Below are 16183 nucleotides of genomic sequence, written 5' to 3'. Positions count from 1 at the left end.
GTTATCTTTCTGTTTTTTCAGGCTCATATATCAGCTTAACGCCATCTGTAAAAAGAATATGGACCGGACCATCGTTTTTTTCAGTCCCAAACGTCATTCGACCTGCGGTGAAATCCCCAATGATCCCGGTTCCATTGACCTGACCGGGTGTATCACCGCGGATTTCGTCAAGCGCGGTGTTCAAAAGATCGGTCGTGACCTCGATACCGTCAGTCGTGGTGATAACCACATCTCCGACAAAGGTCGCGGTGTTCTTGTCCGGGCGGATCATCCCCGAGTTGGAATCCAGCGTTATCATACCGCCATCCGAAAGGCCCATACGACCTTGAAAATCCGCAGCCGTTGGCACGGCATTCTCCGTACCCTGTGCAGCCCGGGTCGCCTCGATCTGAATACTCTCACCCTTTCGGGTGGTCCCAAGGTAGTTCGGCAGCGTCACCACCTGATCCGCCAGACGTTCCTCAATATCTCTTTGCGTGAACGGAACCGACACGTTGGTTTCTATGCTGCGGGACAACAGAAACACGGTCGCCAGCAGCAAGATGGCCGCAAGGGGCAACAGCACCTTGAGGAATTGCACCATACGAGAGTGACTGTCCACTGTTCAGCCCCCGCCTAGCCCAGCCCGACGCGCAGGCAGTCGTGGATGTGCAACAGGCCTTCGGCCCCCCTGTTCGCGTCGGGATCGACGACAAAAAGCGAGGTGATCTTGCGGTCATTCATGATCGCAACAGCCTCTTCGGCCAATGCCTTCGGGCTGATCGTCGTGGGGTCTTCGGTCATGACCTGGCTGCTCGTCTTGTCCAGCAGGCCATCCATATGCCGCCGCAGGTCACCATCGGTAATGATGCCTTGCAGCCACCCCTGCGCATCCGTGACACCAGCAACGCCAAAACCTTTCTGGCTGATCTCTATCAGTGCGTCGCTCATCGGTGTGTCGGCTGCCACCAAAGGCAACGCCGAACCCGAATGCATCAGATCTCTCACCGTGCTTAACTGTGCGCCCAGTTTGCCGCCGGGATGGAAGGCGCGGAAATCCTCGGGCTTGAAATCACGGTATTTCATCAGCGCAATTGCCAGCGCGTCACCCATGGCCAGCGTCAGCGTGGTTGAAATCGACGGCACCATGCCAAAGCCGCAGGCCTCGCCCAACGAGGGGATCAGCAGATGCACATCCGCCTGTTGCATCAACGTGCTTTCCGGCTTGCTGGACAACCCGATCAGCGGAATGCCAAAGCGGCGCGTGAACGCCAGCATGTTCACCAGTTCCGGTGCCTCGCCCGAGTTGGAAATCGCCAGAACCACGTCACCCTTCGACACCATGCCCAGATCGCCATGGCTGGCCTCGGCCGGATGCACGAAATAGGCGGGTGTGCCGGTGCTGGCCAGCGTGGCGGCAATCTTGTGGCCGATGTGGCCGGATTTTCCGATGCCGCTGATGATGATGCGACCCTTGGCCTGCAGGATCAGTTGCACGGCCTCAGCAAAGTCGTCGTTCAGCCCTTCGGCCAGCACGTCCAGCGCGCGGGCTTCATCGGTGATGACCTGTCTGGCGGTGCTCAGGAATGCTTTGGTATCGGTCATGAGTGCGCAAAAATATCCGTTTCGGGCCAACCGGCGAGGTCAAGTTTCGCACGCATCGGCAGGAAGTCAAAACAGGCCTGCGCCATTTCGGTCCGGCCTTCGCGGGCCAGTCGACCGTCCAGCGCCTCGCGCAAGCGGTGCAGGTACAAAACATCCGAGGCCGCATAGTCCAGCTGCGCGTCGGTCAGGGTCTCGGCCCCCCAGTCGCTCATTTGCTGTTGCTTCGAGATGTCGACGCCGATCAGTTCCTGACACAGGTTCTTCAGCCCGTGCCGGTCAGTATAGGTGCGCACAAGGCGGCTGGCGATCTTGGTGCAATAGACTGGTGCTGCCAGCGCGCCGAAAGCGTGGTACATGGCGGCGATATCGAACCGGCCAAAGTGAAACAGCTTCAGCACCTCTGGGTTTTCCAACATCGCGCACAGGTTCGGGGCCTGTGCCTGACCCTTTTCCACCTGCACGATGTGGCTGTTGCCGTCGCCGCCCGACATCTGGATCACGCACAGGCGGTCGCGGTGCGGGTTCAGACCCATGGTTTCGCAATCAATGGCCACTACAGGGCCCATATCCAACCCGTCCGGCAGGTCGTTTTTATACAGATGGTTCGCCACGGGGTCTTCCTTTGTCCGCTATCGCCCCCGAGATAGGAGGTTTGGCCCGCAAACTCAACGCCATCAGTCGAATGCGACCAATATGCGCAGATTTCTTGACGCCAAAGCGATTGGCGGGAAAATGGAATCCACGCACATTGCTCCCGGCCCATGCGACCTAAGCTTGCATCGGCGGTGTATTTCCACTCGAACGTAAGGCCCCCACACGCCATGCTGAGCATTCTACACAATCGCGTTTATCGCCATCTTCTGGCGGCTCAGGTCGTTGCTTTGACGGGCACCGGGTTGGCGACCGTTGCGCTGGGCCTGCTGGCCTATGATCTGGCGGGGGATGCCGCCGGTCTGGTGCTGGGCACGGCGCTGACGATCAAGATGGTGGCTTATGTGACAATCGCCCCGCTGGCGGCTGCTTTTGCCCAGCGGATCGACCGGCGGCGCATGTTGGTGGCACTGGATCTGGTGCGCGCGGCCGTTGCCCTTTGCCTGCCGTTTGTGACTGATATCTGGCAGATCTATGTGCTGATCTTTGTCCTGCAATCGGCCTCGGCGGGGTTCACCCCGGCCTTTCAGGCCACAATCCCCGACGTGCTGACGGATGAGCAGGAGTACACCAAAGCCCTGTCTCTGTCGCGCCTTGCAGTGGATATGGAAAGCTTGCTGAGCCCGATGCTGGCGGCTGCGCTGCTGGTTTTCATCAGTTCCGACAGCCTGTTCTGGGGCACCGGGCTGGGCTTTGTCGCCTCGGCTGTGCTGGTTGTCTCCGTTGCTCTGCCCTCGCCCAGACCAACCCGGCGACGGGGGATTTATGACCGTACCACGCGCGGCATTCGATTGTATCTGAACACCCCGCGCCTGCGCGGATTGCTGGCCCTCAGCTGGACGGCGGCGGCGCTCAGCGCGATGGTCATCGTCAACACCGTGGTCATCGTGCGTACCGAACTGGGCCTGTCCGAAAGCGCCGTTGCCATTGCGCTGGCCGGGTTTGGCGGCGGCTCGATGCTGGCCGCCTTTGCCTTGCCCGGCCTGCTGGGCCGATTCAAGGACCGCACAATCATGCTGACCGGGGCCGTGTTCGGCACAATCACCATGGGCGTCGCGGCAGGTTTGTTCGCGGCCTTTCCGGTGTCGCTGACCGGGCTGGCGCTGATGTGGGCCTGCATCGGGTTCGGCTATTCCGCAGCGCTGACACCCTCGGGCCGGTTGCTAACCCGCTCGGCCCGCCCCGAGGATCGACCGGCGGTGTTTGCCGCCCAGTTCACCCTGTCGCACGCTTGCTGGCTGGTGCTGTACCCTCTGGCCGGTTGGATCATGACCACCACCAGCGTGGCCGCAACACTTGGCTGGATGACGCTGGCCGCCGTGCCCGGATTGCTGGCCGCCGTGTTGATCTGGCCAAAGGGGCGGAAAGCCGTTTCAAAAGAACGCGCTGACATGTCTTGAGTGCCCCTGCCCCCGTGCATTACACCTTGATGCATCATGGATCAGCTAGACCGTCGCATTATCGCCGCCCTTCAACACAACGCCCGCGCGTCGACCACCAAGATCGCCGCAAAACTGGGCGTGGCCCGGACCACCGTGCATGAACGCATCAGCCGGATGGAACAGAGCGGCGTGATCGCCGGATACTCGGTGGTGCTGAACAGCCCCGAAGACGCCCCGCGCGTGCAGGTTGTCGTGTTGCTGGAAGTGCAGCAAAAGGAAACCAAGCGTATTATCAAACGGCTTGAGGCCTATCCCGAGGTCAAACTCTGCCTGTCGATCAATGGTGAGTTCGACCTGCTGTTGTCGGCTGAGGCCCCAAGGATCGAGGATCTGGATATTCTGGTCGATGAACTGGCCAAAATCCCCGGCGTATCGCGCACCAACACCAGCGTCGTGTTCGGGCGGCGGATTGATCGAATCTGAACGGCTGATAACCCTCTGTAAACCGATACGCGCCTAGCTTGGCCGGGATTGATCAGAATCCCGGACCGGCAGAATGCCCCATCGTTTGATTTTCGGACTAAGCTTCCTTGCGCTGTGTATGGCGCAACAGGGCCTTGCCATGCCTGATGCCCGCGTGGCGGGGATTTGCGACACCGCCGCACGGCGCGCCGCCCAGTCCGAGGGCGTACCGCTGGCCGTGCTGCGCGCGATTGCGCGGGTGGAAACCGGGCGTGTCCGGGATGGGCGGCTGGAACCCTGGCCCTGGACCATCAACGTCGAAGGACAGGGATATTGGTTCACCTCAGAGTTCGAGGCCAAGACTTATGTCTTCAACATCTTCAAGGCGGGCAAACGCAGCTTTGACATCGGCTGTTTCCAGATCAACTACCGCTGGCACGGCAAGGCGTTCCGGTCCATCGACGCCATGTTCGACCCGGATGAAAACGCCACCTATGCCGCCCGCTTCCTGAAGGAACTGCATGCCGAGCTCGGCTCGTGGCCCGCCGCGGTGGGGGCTTATCATTCCCGCACACCGTCGCTGGCCCATGCCTATTCCGGTCGGTTTCAGACGGTGATGGCGCAGCTGGATCAGAATTTGCCCGTATCACCGGAAGCGGATGCAGGCGATCCATTCACCACCGCCGCCGCCCCTCTGATCCCGGTGAACCTGTCACAATCGGGCGCGGGCAGGCTGGGATCACTGGTGCCGTCGTCGGGCACAGCTTCGGCCTTTATTCCGTTCAACTAGGAGGCCCGCGTGCCCAATATCGACATCCGCTCCCTGTTCTCTCCGACCGTGCTGCTGGCGCTGGCGCTGATGACGGTCATCGTGATGATGATCCTGCCGATGCCCGCATGGGTGCTGGACGTCGGGCTGGCGACGTCATTCGCGCTGGCGATCCTGATCTTTACGCTGACCCTGTTCATTGAACGGCCGCTGGATTTTTCATCCTTCCCGACCATCCTGCTGGCCTCGCTGATGTTGCGGTTGTCGCTGAACGTGTCCTCGACCAAGCTGATCATCGGTCAGGGTCACACCGGCCCGAGCGCCGCCGGGGATGTGATCGAAGGCTTTGCCAATTTCGTCATGGGTGGCAGCGTTTTTCTGGGCCTTGTGGTGTTCGGCGTGCTGCTGATCGTGAACTTCATGGTTATCACCAAGGGCGCCGCCCGCATGGCCGAGGTTGGCGCGCGCTTTGCTTTGGACGGGATGCCCGGCAAACAGCTGGCCATCGACAGTGACATGTCCGCCGGGGCCATCGACCACCAACAGGCCAAGGAACGCCGCGAACGCGAACAGCAAGAGACGACATTCTTCGGCTCGCTCGACGGGGCGTCGAAATTCGTCAAAGGGGACGCAGTTGCCGGGCTGCTGATCACGCTGCTGAACCTTGTGATGGGTCTGATCATGGGCGTGATCGTGCACGGAATGCCAATATCCTCGGCGTTTGAGACCTATGCCATCCTGACCGTGGGCGACGGGCTGGTGTCGCAGATACCGGCGGTGATCATCTCAATCGCGTCTGCCTTGCTGCTGGCGCGGGGTGGCACGCAGGGGGCGACCGACAGCGCGATCTTCTCGCAGCTGGGGCGGCATCCGGCGGCGCTGGCGACGGTTGCGCTGCTGATGGTGCTGTTCGCGCTGGTGCCCGGCCTGCCCTTCCTGCCGTTTATTCTGGGGGCGGGCGTGCTGGGCTATTCGGCCTACACCGTGAACCGCAAACAAAAGGCCGAGGCGGAGGAGGCCCTGAGCCCGACGCCACAGGATGACGCGCCGATATCGCAGGCCATCGGCGATATTCTGGATCTGGATGATGTCCATCTGGAATTCGCGCCGGACCTGGTCAGCTTGGTCTTGAATCCCGGCACCGGACTGGACGCGCGGATTGCCAACATGCGGACCTATGTCGCCTCAAGCTTTGGCCTGATCCTGCCCGATATCCGCCTGACCGACCGCGCCGATCTGCCCATGGGCACCTATGTGGTCAAGGTACAGGGCGTCGAACAGGCGCGCGGGGTGTTGAACTCCGACCTGGTGCTGGCGCTGGTACAAGACGGGCATGACGTGCTGCCCGAAGGCAACGACGTGACTGAACCCGTGTATGGCGCGCCTGCTCGCTGGATTTTGCCCAAGGATCAAGAGGCCGCAGCGCTGAGCGGGGCCACAATTGTTTCGCCGCCCGAAATTCTGGCCACCCATCTGCTTGAGATCATCAAACAGAACTTCTCTCGCCTGTTGACGCTGAAATCGCTGCGCCGCCTGCTGTCCGAGATGACACGGCTCAGCGATCCGGTCCGGGCCGAAGCCAACCGCAAGCTGCTGGATGAGCTGATCCCCGACAAGGTGCCAATCGACACGCTGCACGCGGTGCTGCGCCTGTTGCTGGATGAAAGGGTCTCGATCCGCAACATGGCCCTGATTCTGGAAAGCGTGGCCGAGGCGCGATTGACCACAACCCAACCCGAAGGCATCTGTGAACTGGTGCGACAGCGGTTGGGGTTTCAGCTGATCGCCGAAATGAAGCGCGAGGATGGCTCGATCCCGCTGATCCAGCTTGCCCCAGAGTGGGAGGATACCTTCGCCACCTATCAGATCGACGCGCCCAATGCGGGGCTGGACGTTGCGCTGCCGCCAAACCTGTTCAACAAGCTGGCCGACGGCGTGGTCGACAGTGTCGCGCAATCTGCCGATCACGGGCTGTTTCCGGCCCTTGTCACCTCAACCCGGCGGCGCAGATTGCTGCGCACGATCATGCACGCGCGCGGTGTGGCCAACCCGGTGCTGTCGTTTGAGGAAATCGGGCTTGAAGCCCGCCCCGCGCTGGTTGGAACGGTGCCCGCGTGATTGCCCTGCCGCCAGAGCTTCTGCCGCAGTTAAGCGAAGGTTTGTGGCACCTCTTTGTCGTCTTTCTGCGAGTCTCGGCGATGGTGTCACTGCTGCCCGCCTTTGGCGAGCGCAGCATCCCGACCCGGGTCAAACTGGGGATCGACGCGGCCTTTACGCTGATTGTGGCACCAGCGGTTTCACCTCCGCCCTTAGAGCCCGGCTTGTTTACCGTGACGCGGATGGTTCTGACCGAAATCTTGATCGGCGTGACCCTTGGACTGGCGCTGCGGTTGTTCGTGCTGGCCTTGCAAACGGCGGGCTCGATCGCTGCGCAGGCGACGTCCTTGTCCCAGATTCTCGGCGGGGCCGCGGCGGATCCGGTGCCCGCGATGGGGTATCTGCTGACCCTCGCGGGCCTGACCCTGGCCGTGTTGCTTGGCCTGCATATCCGCGTCGCCCAGTTTCTGATCCACAGCTACACATTGTTCCCGATGGGCACGGCCCCGCTGGCAGCAGATCTGTCGCAGTGGGGTGTGCAACGGATCGCCCGCAGCTTTGGCTTGGCCTTTGCGCTGGCCATGCCGTTTGTCATAGCCTCGCTGATCTATAACCTTGCGCTTGGGGTCATCAACCGCGCAATGCCGCAGCTGATGGTGGCCTTTGTCGGTGCCCCGGCCATTACGTTTGCCGGGCTGTTTTTGTTGTTCGCGGGCACGCCGCTGATCCTGTCGGTCTGGTCCGATGCCCTGTTCGCCTTCATGCTGAACCCGCTTGAGGGCACAAGATGAGCGGATCGGACGACGACAGCGACAAATCCCATGAACCAACGCCGCAGAAACTTCAGAAAGCGCGGGAAAAGGGTGAGGTCGCCAAATCCACCGACCTGTCCGTCGTTGCCGCCTATACCGGATTTCTCATTGCCCTGTTTGCCGCCGGTCAATACGGTGTTCAGCGCTTGGGCACCCTGTTTGTCGTCCTGATCGACCAGGCGGATAAGATTGCCCCCCTGCTGACCGACGGCCCTGCCGCCAGCCCGGTCGGGGGGATGGCAAAAACAGCGCTGCTTTCAGTCGCATTCCTGTTTGCCCTGCCCGCCAGCGCCGTCTTACTAAGCCTGATCGCCCAGCGCGCGTTGATCTTCGCCCCCAGCAAGCTGAAACCAAAACTCTCTCGCATTTCGATCCTCTCGAATGCCAAGAACAAATTCGGGCGTGGCGGGTTGTTCGAGTTTGCCAAAAGCTTTGTGAAACTGGTGATCTACGGCACCTGTCTGGCCCTGTTCCTGCGCTCGAACCTGAGCGAGATCCTCTCGGCCAGCGCCGCACCCGTACGGTCATCGGTGATGCTGATGATGAACTTCCTGTTTCGCTTCCTGTTCATCGTCATCGCCGTGGCGCTGGCGATCGGGGTGGTGGACTATCTTTGGCAATACTCCGAGCACATGCGCAAGAACCGCATGTCGCGCAAGGAAATTCAGGACGAAACCAAAGATGCCGAGGGCGATCCGCATGTCAAACAGCAACGCCGCCAGCGGGCGCAGGACATCGCCACGAACCAGATGATGTCGGATGTTCCCAAGGCAGATGTGGTCATCGTCAACCCAACCCACTTTGCAGTAGCCCTGAAATGGTCCAGAGCCGCAGGTTCTGCGCCGGTCTGCGTGGCCAAGGGCGTGGATGAGGTGGCCGCCGCGATCCGTGCCCGTGCGGCCGAATCCGGCATTCCGATTCATTCCGATCCACCCACCGCGCGCGCGCTGTATGCCACGATCGAAATCGGGCAGGAAATCGCGGAAGAGCATTTCCGCCCTGTCGCCGCCGCCATCAGATTTGCTGAGGCAATGCGCAAGAAGGCCAAGGGGAAAATACAATGAGACAGGCTGGGATCTCCGATCTGGAAAAGGTCACCGAAGCCGCATTCCAGAAAGAGTATATCACCTTGCGCCCCCTGCTCGAGGCAGAAGCCCGGGTGCAGAACCAACTGACCCGTCTGGATGCGCAGGTACAGCAAACCCGTCACGATGGCGTGTCGGCGCAAGGGTATCGTGTCACCGGCACTGATGTTTTGTGGAACGGATGGGAATCGGCAACGCGTCGCCAACTGAACATGGAACTTGCCCGGTTGCGGGCGCAAAAGTTGTCAGCGCTGGACGCCTTGCGCGTTGCCTTCGGGCGGAAACAAGCCGTCGCCACCTTGTCGGCGGATCACAAAGAGGCCCGCCGGCGGGCGCAGAACAAAAAGCTGTCGTCTCTGTAAAACGCGCTGCCGGCGCGGGCCGTCAGGTATCCTGACGGCTGACACTCATGATTAAAACCTGTGAAACGTCATCGCCAAGATCCTTGCGCGCAACTTCCCATAAAGCTTGCCGCAACACTTTCAGGTTATCAGACTCGGTGAATGCACCATCAAAGCCGCCCGTGTTGGCGTGATCGAACATGACTTGCAAAAAACCATCGCGCAGCTTGGGCTCAATCGCATAGAAAGCCTCGGTCATGCCGGGTGTGACTTCCAGACTCAGCGACATGGTAACAAGGGCTGAAATTCGATCAGCATCCACAACTGGAATCACGAACTGCTTGGTGATCTTTAGATATTCGAATTCACCCTGCTTTTCCTTTTTCCCAGCCTTACCGGACTTAGACTTGGCAGATTTATCCTTGGATTTATCCGCTTTGGTTTCGGCTTTTTTCTCTTTCGCGCCCTCTTTCGTCTCAGCCGAGGGCGCCAGGATCATCCCGGCACCGATCCCACCTGCAAGCCCGATCAGCAGAAAGACCACGGGTATCAGTTTTTTCATCCTATCCCCCCTCAGAACGGCAGCAACGTATCCAGGACCTGCTGCCCGTAACGCGGTTGCTGTACATCGGTGATCTGCCCACGCCCACCATAAGACACCCGCGCCGAGGCGATCTTGTCGTAGGTAATCTCATTCTGGCGCGAGATATCCTGCGGCCGCACATACCCGGCGACCAGCAGCTCTCGCAGCTCGAAATTGACCCGCAGCTCTTGCGAGCCCGAGATTGAAAGCACCCCGTTCGGCAGTACGTCGATCACGGTCGCTGCAACCCGCAGCGTCAGCTTTTCCTTGCGTTTCACCGACCCTTTGCCTTTGCTGACCGATGCCGAGTCAATCGACACGGCCTCGTCAAGGGATGCGCCATCGGGCAGGTGTTTCTGTGCCCGCTGAGGTAACCCGAGCAACCCGGGAACCTCCAAGCTCTCAGATCCGGCCCGCGACCGGTTGGTGTCATTCGAGATTTCGGCTTTTTCGTCCAGCTCGATCACCACCGTCAGGATATCCCCTTTTTTGATCGCCCGCTGATCCCCCAGCAAAGACTGCTGGCCACCACTCCAAAGCGAGGATTGGTCAACATGGCGCTGTGGCTGCGTGTGCAACGGCAGACCCGGCCACAACATGGCGACATGTTCAGGCGATTCTTCGTTCGGAGTGAAGCTGGGCGGTTTTCCGAGGTGATCGACACGCCCGCAAGCCGACAGAGCGATGGCGGTCAGCAACATTGATTTTGTAAGTGCAGACATCATTTTACCTCGATTTGACCATCGGACCGGATGAAGCCTGTAACCGTCGTGCGGGAGGACAGGTTCATGACCCGAATACGATCCCCGACCGCACCCCGGCCCAACGCACGGCCTTCGGCAGTGATGGACAGGGGCTGGCGATCAAAGACCAGAACAACAAGATCATTTCGGTCGACGATGGCTGGCGGGCCCACGTCACCTTCGCGAATGGGGCGGCCCGGATACAAAGCCACGCGCGCTTCCTGCCCGATCAGGTGATCCACGTCCGTCACAGCGCCGGGCACCTGTTGGGCTTTCACCTCAAGATCCGCGACCGAAATGACTTCCTTGGCGCGAATGGTTCGGGTCGGGACAACGATCTCTGCCTGCGCAGAAATCGGCCCTAACAAGGCCAACACTATGAACAGCCCCCGCATCACCGCACCTGCGTCGTTGCGCCCATCATCTGATCGACGGCGGAAATGACTTTGGCGTTCATCTCATATCCCCGCTGCGCCTCGATCAGTTCGGTCACCTCGCGCACCGCATCGACCGAGCTGCCCTCAAGATAGCCTTGCCGCAGGGTGCCCAAACCGTCTTCGCCGGGGGTGCCAGCCACCGGCGCGCCCGAGGCTTCGGTCTCTTTGAACAGGTTGCTGCCAATCGCCTCAAGGCCCTTGGCGTTCGAAAAACTGGCCAGCGTGATCTCGCCCAGCAACTGCCCGTCGGCGGTGTCGTCAAAATAGGCGTAAACCTCGCCCGAGGCGTTGATCGAGATCGACCGGGCATCGTCGGGAATGGTGATCTCGGGGGCGACGGCATAGCCGTCCGAGGTGACGATCAACCCCTCGGCAGAGCGTTTCAGACTGCCATCGCGGGTATATCCGGGCTGACCATTGGCCAGCGTCACCTCAAGATAACCACGGCCTTCGATGGCAACGTCCAGATCATTGCCGGTGGCCGCCAGTGCCCCCTGTTCCAGTTGCACCGTCACCGCCGCCGGGCGCACGCCCAGACCCAACTGAATGCCGGTCGGCAGAACCGTCCCGTCACTGGCGTTCACCGCCCCGGCCCGCGCCATCTGCTGATAATGCAAATCCGCGAATTCGGCCCGGCGCGCATTGTACCCGGTCGTATTGGTGTTCGCCAGATTGTTCGAGATCGTCTCGACCCGCATCTGCTGCGCGGTCATGCCCGTCGCTGCGATTTTCAAAGCCCGCATGTTGAAATCTCCTTTTCACAAATCAGCGCATCAGCGCCTTGAGCGCCCCGCGAACGCGTTCGTCTTCGGTTTCCAGAAAGCTTTGCCCCAACTCGTACGCGCGCTGGATTTCGACCAGTCGGGTCACCTGCTGAACCGCGTTGACGTTGGACCCTTCGAGGAAACGGTGCAGGACCACGGGGGCTTCCACCGGATCAATCTCGCCCTCGGCCCGGAACTGGGTGCTGCCCTCGCGCACCAGTGTCTTGGGATCGGCCACACGGTAGACCCCGATCTGCCCCAGAAGTTGCCCTTCGATACTGAGCGTGCCGTCACCGCCCACATCAATCGAGGCGGCATCAGGCGGGATGAAGACCGGTGCCCCATTGCTGTCCAGAACCCGATGTCCATCCATGGTGACCAGATCGCCCTCGGCGCTGGGGGAAAACGCCCCCGCCCGCGTCAGCCGGTTGCCCGACGGGGTTTCGACCATGAAAAACCCGTCGCCTTCGATGGCGAAATCGAACTGGCCTCCGGTCTCGGTCAGCAGACCCTGCTGCAACGAGGTGTTGCGCACCTCTGCCCGGCTCATGGACAGGGACGGGTTGCCCGGCATGTCGCGGACGAACTCGGAAAACACCAGACCCTGCGCCCGGTATCCGGTGGTATTGGCATTGGCGATATTATTCGCCACCAGCCGCATTTCATTCATCAGCCCGGATTGGCGGGACAGGGTGACATAGGCGGTATCCATCAACGACCTCCTGCGATCAGTGGGATCAGGGTTGTGGTGAAAAACGTCACCAAAGTCTGGGTCATGAAACCCATCGAAATCCAGAACACGATGACGATGGCAATCAGCTTGGGCACGAAGGTCAGCGTCATCTCTTGCACCGAGGTCAGCGCCTGAAACAGACCGACGACCAGGCCCGAGATCAGCGCCACCGCCAGGATCGGGACCGAGGTGATCACCGCGACCCACAGCGCCTGACGCACGATGTCATAGAAAAGACCCTCGCTTAGCATCGGGTCAGACCGGCATCCGCAGGATTTCCTGATACGCCTCGACCACTTTGTTGCGCACGATCACCGCCGTTTCCACGGCCAGCTCGGTCTGCGCCAGCGCCTGCACCAGCGCGTGTGGATCGGCCTGCCCGGTCATGGCGGCCTGCGACATCTGCTCGGACTGTTTCAGCGTCGACGCAAAATCCTGAAAGGTCGATCGCAGCCCCTGCGCCATTCCGGCGTGGTCGGGGTCGGCCTGGGTGGCAGGGCGCGCAACGGCATAGTTCTGCGCGGCGGTCAGGGATCGGATATCCATTCTGGTGTCCTTTATTTTCTGAGGAGTTCCATCAGGCTCGACGACATTTGGCGTGTCTGGTCGAACATCTTGAGATTGGCTTCGTAACTGCGCTGCGCCTCGCGAGCGTCGGCGATCTCGATCATCAGGTCGACGTTCGAGCCCCGGAAATGACCGCTTTCATCAGCCATCGGGTGGCTGGGGTCATAGATGCGCGACCCGTCGCGGCGATCCAGCTTGACGCGCCCGGCCTGCACCACCTCTTGCCCGTTTTTCTGCACGGTCTCAAAGGGCACCGACTTGCGGCGATAGCCCGGCGTATCCGCGTTCGAGATGTTTTCGGACACATGGCGCAACCGGGTCGATTGCGCGCGCAGGGCGTTGGTCGAGGCGGCAAGTGAATGTGAAAAATCGCTCATCCTTCAACCCCTTTATGCCCGGCCCAGGCTGCTGCGCAGTATGTTCATCGAGGATTTATAGATGGTCAGCGCGCGATCATGCTGACGCTTGACCTCAACCGCTTTGAACATCTCTTCTTCAACGGATACGCCGTTGCCATTGGGGTCGCCCGAGGGCGCGGCCTCAAACTCGGCCCAGGGCTGTTGGACAGTGGCACCGTGCAGATGGCCCGGCCGCGTGACGGTCATGGCAACCTCACGGCCGGTGTTTTCAAAGGCTTTCTGAAAGGCCTCGATATCGCGGGGCTGATAGCCCGGCGTATCTGCATTGGCCATGTTGCGCGCGATGACGGCCTGCCGTTGCCCGGCATGGGTTGCCATTGCGTACGCTGTCTTAAAGACGTTCAGGTCATAGAACATCGGGGCTTCTCCCTCGATCAATTTCAATCAAGGCTTAACCCCGATTCCTTTAGAAAGAGTTTTCAGAAACCCGTTGGAGAACCCACGATGTCCGATCTCGACCCGATGCTTCTGAAATGCGAATTCGACCGGCTGTCCGCCACGCGCCACATGGGTCGCGTCTGCGGCGTGGCACGAGGTGTCATTGAAATACAAGGGCTTGAGGGGCAGGCCCGCATCGGCGATCACCTGACCCTGCGGCGGCGCAGCGGGCCGGAATTACCGGGCGAGGTGCTGCATGTCGAAGCTGAGATGATTCACATGATGCCGACCGCCGCGCCCGATGGGGTTTGCCTGGGCGATCAGGTAATTCTGGACCAGACGCCTGCCTTTGCCCCGGGAATGCACTGGCTGGGGCGGGTGGTCGATCCCTTTGGCAAACCGCTGGACGGCAAACCCCTGCTGTCGGGCGCACGGGAACAGGACATCATGCGCGCGCCGCCCCCGGCGGTGGCGCGCAAACCGCTGGGCGCGCGGATGGAAACCGGGCTGGCCATGCTCAATACCATGCTGCCGGTGGTTCAGGGGCAGCGCATCGGGTTGTTCGCCGGATCGGGCGTGGGCAAATCCACCCTGCTGGCGACGCTGGCCAAATCAATGCAGGTGGACGCGGTCGTCGTGGCGCTGGTCGGCGAACGCGGGCGCGAAGTGAACGAGTTTGTCGAACATGCGCTGGGGGCCGAGGGGATGAAACGAGCGGTCGTTGTCGCGGCCACCTCGGATCAATCCGCCCTGGCACGCCGCCGCTGTGCCTGGTCTGCGATGGCGGTGGCGGAATTCTTGCGCGATCAGGGGCTGAACGTGCTGTTTCTGGCCGATTCGGTGACCCGCTTTGCCGAAGCGCACCGGGAAATCGCCGTCGCAATGGGTGAAGCACCCTCGCTGCGCGGCTTCCCCCCCTCGGTCACGCCGCTGATTGCCGGGCTGTGTGAACGGGCTGGTCCCGGCACCGCGGATCAGGGCGACATCACTGCTGTGTTCAGCGTTCTGGTCGCCGGATCGGACATGGATGAACCGGTCGCAGATATTCTGCGCGGCGTGCTGGACGGGCACATTGTACTGAACCGCGGGATTGCCGAGCGCGGGCGTTTCCCGGCCATCGACCTCAGCCGCTCTGTCTCACGCAGCCTGCCTGCGGCGGCGTCAGAGGAAGAGAACCGGATGATCTCTGAGGCGCGCAAGCTGGTCGGCAGTTATGAGCAATCCGAAGTTATGATCAAGGCCGGGCTTTACGCCGAAGGTGCCGACCCGCTGCTGGATCAGGCGGTGCGGGTGCATGACGATTTGGACGCGTTCTTTGGCAAGCCCGAGGCCGAGGGTATCCAGAACAGTTTCAACCACCTGCAACTGATCCTGCGGCGCGCCGGAGCCACCCTGCCGCGCTAGGGAAATCAAGACAGTTTTAAGTGTTAAGCGCCCCTTAAGACCTATCCCGCTACGCCTGTAACTGGGTGATAGAAAAGGTGGTGGAGATGGGTGCGCAAACCAATGCGGCGCCAATCATCATCAAGAAGAAACGTGTGTCAGGTGGCGATGGCCATCACGGTGGCGCGTGGAAGGTCGCATATGCCGACTTTGTCACGGCCATGATGGCGTTCTTCATGTTGATGTGGCTGCTGAATGCAACGACGGAAAAGCAACGCAAGGGGCTGGCGGATTACTTTTCGCCGACGATTCCGGTCAACCCGGTGTCGGGCGGCGGTGATGGAGCATTTGGCGGCAACAACATGTTTTCCGAGAAAACCATGGTCATGGATGGCTCGGGCGCCAGCAAACGGACACCGACAGTTGCCCGCAAGGCGCGCGGGTCGGTCGGGGTGAACATGGATGGCGGCAGAGACAGCCACGAGGATTTTTCCTCGCTCGAGGCCCAGTTGCTGGGGCGCACGGGCGAAAGCATGGTGTCCGACAAAGTTCTCAAGCACATCGTAACCCGCGTCACGGACCAGGGATTGGTGGTGGAACTGTTCGCGACCAAGGATCAGCCACTGTTCGAATCGGGCACAAACCAGCCGACGCCAATGTTGCGCGCCTTGTCTTTGTTGGTTGCGCGATCCTCTGATCTGGTGACGAATGCCATGGCCGTCGAAGGGCATGTCGGTGCGTCGCCGGTGGTATTGGCACAGAATCCGGCCTGGGATTTATCGACCTCGCGGGCGCAGGTGGTGCGCCAACTGCTTGAGGACAAGGGCGTGGCGGAACCGCGCCTGCACCGCGTAACGGGCCATGCTGACCGGAAACTGTCCGACGAAAATCCGATGGCGCCCCGCAACAACAGGATCGAGATCATATTCCTGCGCGCGTCCTGACGGCAAAAGGATAGGACGCATTTTACCTGTTAGCGCGCTGTTAAGGCCC

The 16183-nt window shown here is 60.9% G+C and carries 21 protein-coding genes; 9 read left to right on the top strand and 12 right to left on the bottom strand.

All coding sequences use genetic code 11. From position 1 onward, the window contains the following. Position 1: 1 nt before the first annotated feature. Genes lptC through JT51_RS12665 form a run of 3 tightly spaced genes read right to left on the bottom strand, consistent with a single transcriptional unit; the run spans position 2 to position 2195 of the window. Entirely contained in the window at positions 2-601 is a 600-nt protein-coding gene (gene lptC / locus JT51_RS12675) for an LPS export ABC transporter periplasmic protein LptC (RefSeq protein WP_037313105.1), read from the bottom strand. Positions 602-615: 14 nt separating this feature from the next. Next, the gene (locus JT51_RS12670; protein ID WP_037313102.1) at positions 616-1584 is read right to left on the bottom strand and encodes a KpsF/GutQ family sugar-phosphate isomerase; all 969 of its coding nucleotides are present in this window, start codon (positions 1582-1584) and stop codon (positions 616-618) included. Further along, positions 1581-2195 carry a ribonuclease D gene (locus tag JT51_RS12665; protein WP_037313099.1) on the bottom strand — a complete coding sequence of 205 codons (615 nt, stop codon included), beginning with the start codon at positions 2193-2195 and terminating at the stop codon, positions 1581-1583. The genes JT51_RS12670 and JT51_RS12665 overlap by 4 nt, the downstream gene beginning before the upstream one ends. 210 nt (positions 2196-2405) lie before the next feature. Between JT51_RS12665 and JT51_RS12660 the strand changes: the two genes are divergently transcribed. The 7 genes from JT51_RS12660 to JT51_RS12630 all read left to right on the top strand — a co-directional run bounded on the left by JT51_RS12660 (position 2406) and on the right by JT51_RS12630 (position 9204). Continuing rightward, complete coding sequence (locus JT51_RS12660; protein WP_081894685.1) at positions 2406-3635, top strand: MFS transporter; 1230 nt, start codon at positions 2406-2408, stop codon at positions 3633-3635. Positions 3636-3671: 36 nt separating this feature from the next. Continuing rightward, a complete protein-coding gene (locus JT51_RS12655) occupies positions 3672-4100 on the top strand; it encodes an Lrp/AsnC family transcriptional regulator (RefSeq protein ID WP_037313096.1) in 429 nt (142 codons plus the stop codon). A gap of 73 nt (positions 4101-4173) precedes the next feature. Beyond that, positions 4174-4869, top strand: a complete 696-nt coding sequence (locus tag JT51_RS12650; protein ID WP_051927536.1) for a lytic transglycosylase domain-containing protein — start codon at positions 4174-4176, stop codon at positions 4867-4869. Between the two features lie 9 nt (positions 4870-4878). Continuing rightward, a complete protein-coding gene (gene flhA / locus JT51_RS12645; protein WP_037313091.1) occupies positions 4879-6966 on the top strand; it encodes a flagellar biosynthesis protein FlhA in 2088 nt (695 codons plus the stop codon). Beyond that, positions 6963-7736, top strand: coding sequence for a flagellar biosynthetic protein FliR (locus tag JT51_RS12640; RefSeq protein WP_037313088.1), 774 nt, complete (start codon positions 6963-6965; stop codon positions 7734-7736). The genes flhA and JT51_RS12640 overlap by 4 nt, the downstream gene beginning before the upstream one ends. After that, entirely contained in the window at positions 7733-8821 is a 1089-nt protein-coding gene (gene flhB / locus JT51_RS12635) for a flagellar type III secretion system protein FlhB (protein ID WP_037313084.1), read from the top strand. The genes JT51_RS12640 and flhB overlap by 4 nt, the downstream gene beginning before the upstream one ends. Beyond that, positions 8818-9204 carry a hypothetical protein gene (locus tag JT51_RS12630; protein WP_037313082.1) on the top strand — a complete coding sequence of 129 codons (387 nt, stop codon included), beginning with the start codon at positions 8818-8820 and terminating at the stop codon, positions 9202-9204. The genes flhB and JT51_RS12630 overlap by 4 nt, the downstream gene beginning before the upstream one ends. A 22-nt stretch (positions 9205-9226) precedes the next feature. Here JT51_RS12630 and JT51_RS12625 read toward each other — a convergent pair whose 3' ends face one another. The 9 genes from JT51_RS12625 to JT51_RS12585 are packed head-to-tail and all read right to left on the bottom strand — an operon-like array spanning position 9227 to position 13786. Further along, positions 9227-9727 carry a flagellar basal body-associated protein FliL gene (locus JT51_RS12625; RefSeq protein WP_327285168.1) on the bottom strand — a complete coding sequence of 167 codons (501 nt, stop codon included), beginning with the start codon at positions 9725-9727 and terminating at the stop codon, positions 9227-9229. Positions 9728-9756: 29 nt separating this feature from the next. Continuing rightward, positions 9757-10488 carry a flagellar basal body L-ring protein FlgH gene (gene flgH, locus JT51_RS12620; protein ID WP_037314211.1) on the bottom strand — a complete coding sequence of 244 codons (732 nt, stop codon included), beginning with the start codon at positions 10486-10488 and terminating at the stop codon, positions 9757-9759. Further along, a complete protein-coding gene (gene flgA, locus JT51_RS12615; RefSeq protein ID WP_037313077.1) occupies positions 10488-10904 on the bottom strand; it encodes a flagellar basal body P-ring formation chaperone FlgA in 417 nt (138 codons plus the stop codon). Before flgA ends, flgH begins: the two co-directional genes overlap by 1 nt. Continuing rightward, positions 10904-11689: a flagellar basal-body rod protein FlgG gene (gene flgG / locus JT51_RS12610; RefSeq protein ID WP_037313074.1), complete on the bottom strand. Its 786-nt coding sequence runs from the start codon at positions 11687-11689 to the stop codon at positions 10904-10906. The genes flgA and flgG overlap by 1 nt, the downstream gene beginning before the upstream one ends. Before the next feature lie 22 nt (positions 11690-11711). After that, a complete protein-coding gene (locus tag JT51_RS12605; protein WP_037313071.1) occupies positions 11712-12422 on the bottom strand; it encodes a flagellar hook-basal body complex protein in 711 nt (236 codons plus the stop codon). Continuing rightward, a complete protein-coding gene (locus JT51_RS12600; protein ID WP_037313069.1) occupies positions 12422-12694 on the bottom strand; it encodes a flagellar biosynthetic protein FliQ in 273 nt (90 codons plus the stop codon). Before JT51_RS12600 ends, JT51_RS12605 begins: the two co-directional genes overlap by 1 nt. Before the next feature lie 4 nt (positions 12695-12698). Next, positions 12699-12989, bottom strand: coding sequence for a flagellar hook-basal body complex protein FliE (fliE, locus tag JT51_RS12595; RefSeq protein ID WP_037313068.1), 291 nt, complete (start codon positions 12987-12989; stop codon positions 12699-12701). A gap of 11 nt (positions 12990-13000) precedes the next feature. After that, a complete protein-coding gene (flgC, locus tag JT51_RS12590) occupies positions 13001-13387 on the bottom strand; it encodes a flagellar basal body rod protein FlgC (RefSeq protein ID WP_037313066.1) in 387 nt (128 codons plus the stop codon). A 12-nt stretch (positions 13388-13399) separates the two neighbouring features. Further along, a complete protein-coding gene (locus JT51_RS12585; RefSeq protein WP_037313064.1) occupies positions 13400-13786 on the bottom strand; it encodes a FlgB family protein in 387 nt (128 codons plus the stop codon). 87 nt (positions 13787-13873) lie between these two features. Between JT51_RS12585 and JT51_RS12580 the strand changes: the two genes are divergently transcribed. After that, positions 13874-15211, top strand: coding sequence for a FliI/YscN family ATPase (locus JT51_RS12580; RefSeq protein WP_081894684.1), 1338 nt, complete (start codon positions 13874-13876; stop codon positions 15209-15211). A gap of 86 nt (positions 15212-15297) precedes the next feature. Beyond that, positions 15298-16134, top strand: a complete 837-nt coding sequence (locus tag JT51_RS12575; RefSeq protein WP_037314206.1) for a flagellar motor protein MotB — start codon at positions 15298-15300, stop codon at positions 16132-16134. Positions 16135-16183 lie beyond the last annotated feature (49 nt).

The sequence above is a fragment of the Ruegeria halocynthiae genome (genome assembly GCF_000743705.1).
Taxonomy (GTDB): domain Bacteria; phylum Pseudomonadota; class Alphaproteobacteria; order Rhodobacterales; family Rhodobacteraceae; genus Ruegeria; species Ruegeria halocynthiae_B.
Note: the sequence above shows the minus strand (reverse complement) of the source record. Positions and strands in the feature narration are given on the sequence as shown.

What these genes read in the sequence shown, in the direction of transcription:
- JT51_RS12605 (WP_037313071.1), bottom strand. Translation starts at nt 12,422, where the DNA reads ATGGATACCGCCTATGTCACCCTGTCCCGCCAATCCGGGCTGATGAAT.
- flgA (WP_037313077.1), bottom strand. Translation starts at nt 10,904, where the DNA reads ATGCGGGGGCTGTTCATAGTGTTGGCCTTGTTAGGGCCGATTTCTGCG.
- JT51_RS12650 (WP_051927536.1), top strand. Translation starts at nt 4,174, where the DNA reads ATGCCCCATCGTTTGATTTTCGGACTAAGCTTCCTTGCGCTGTGTATG.
- fliE (WP_037313068.1), bottom strand. Translation starts at nt 12,989, where the DNA reads ATGGATATCCGATCCCTGACCGCCGCGCAGAACTATGCCGTTGCGCGC.
- JT51_RS12670 (WP_037313102.1), bottom strand. Translation starts at nt 1,584, where the DNA reads ATGACCGATACCAAAGCATTCCTGAGCACCGCCAGACAGGTCATCACC.
- JT51_RS12580 (WP_081894684.1), top strand. Translation starts at nt 13,874, where the DNA reads ATGTCCGATCTCGACCCGATGCTTCTGAAATGCGAATTCGACCGGCTG.
- flgG (WP_037313074.1), bottom strand. Translation starts at nt 11,689, where the DNA reads ATGCGGGCTTTGAAAATCGCAGCGACGGGCATGACCGCGCAGCAGATG.
- JT51_RS12655 (WP_037313096.1), top strand. Translation starts at nt 3,672, where the DNA reads ATGGATCAGCTAGACCGTCGCATTATCGCCGCCCTTCAACACAACGCC.
- JT51_RS12630 (WP_037313082.1), top strand. Translation starts at nt 8,818, where the DNA reads ATGAGACAGGCTGGGATCTCCGATCTGGAAAAGGTCACCGAAGCCGCA.
- JT51_RS12575 (WP_037314206.1), top strand. Translation starts at nt 15,298, where the DNA reads ATGGGTGCGCAAACCAATGCGGCGCCAATCATCATCAAGAAGAAACGT.
- flgC (WP_037313066.1), bottom strand. Translation starts at nt 13,387, where the DNA reads ATGAGCGATTTTTCACATTCACTTGCCGCCTCGACCAACGCCCTGCGC.
- JT51_RS12585 (WP_037313064.1), bottom strand. Translation starts at nt 13,786, where the DNA reads ATGTTCTATGACCTGAACGTCTTTAAGACAGCGTACGCAATGGCAACC.
- JT51_RS12600 (WP_037313069.1), bottom strand. Translation starts at nt 12,694, where the DNA reads ATGCTAAGCGAGGGTCTTTTCTATGACATCGTGCGTCAGGCGCTGTGG.
- flgH (WP_037314211.1), bottom strand. Translation starts at nt 10,488, where the DNA reads ATGTCTGCACTTACAAAATCAATGTTGCTGACCGCCATCGCTCTGTCG.
- flhB (WP_037313084.1), top strand. Translation starts at nt 7,733, where the DNA reads ATGAGCGGATCGGACGACGACAGCGACAAATCCCATGAACCAACGCCG.
- JT51_RS12660 (WP_081894685.1), top strand. Translation starts at nt 2,406, where the DNA reads ATGCTGAGCATTCTACACAATCGCGTTTATCGCCATCTTCTGGCGGCT.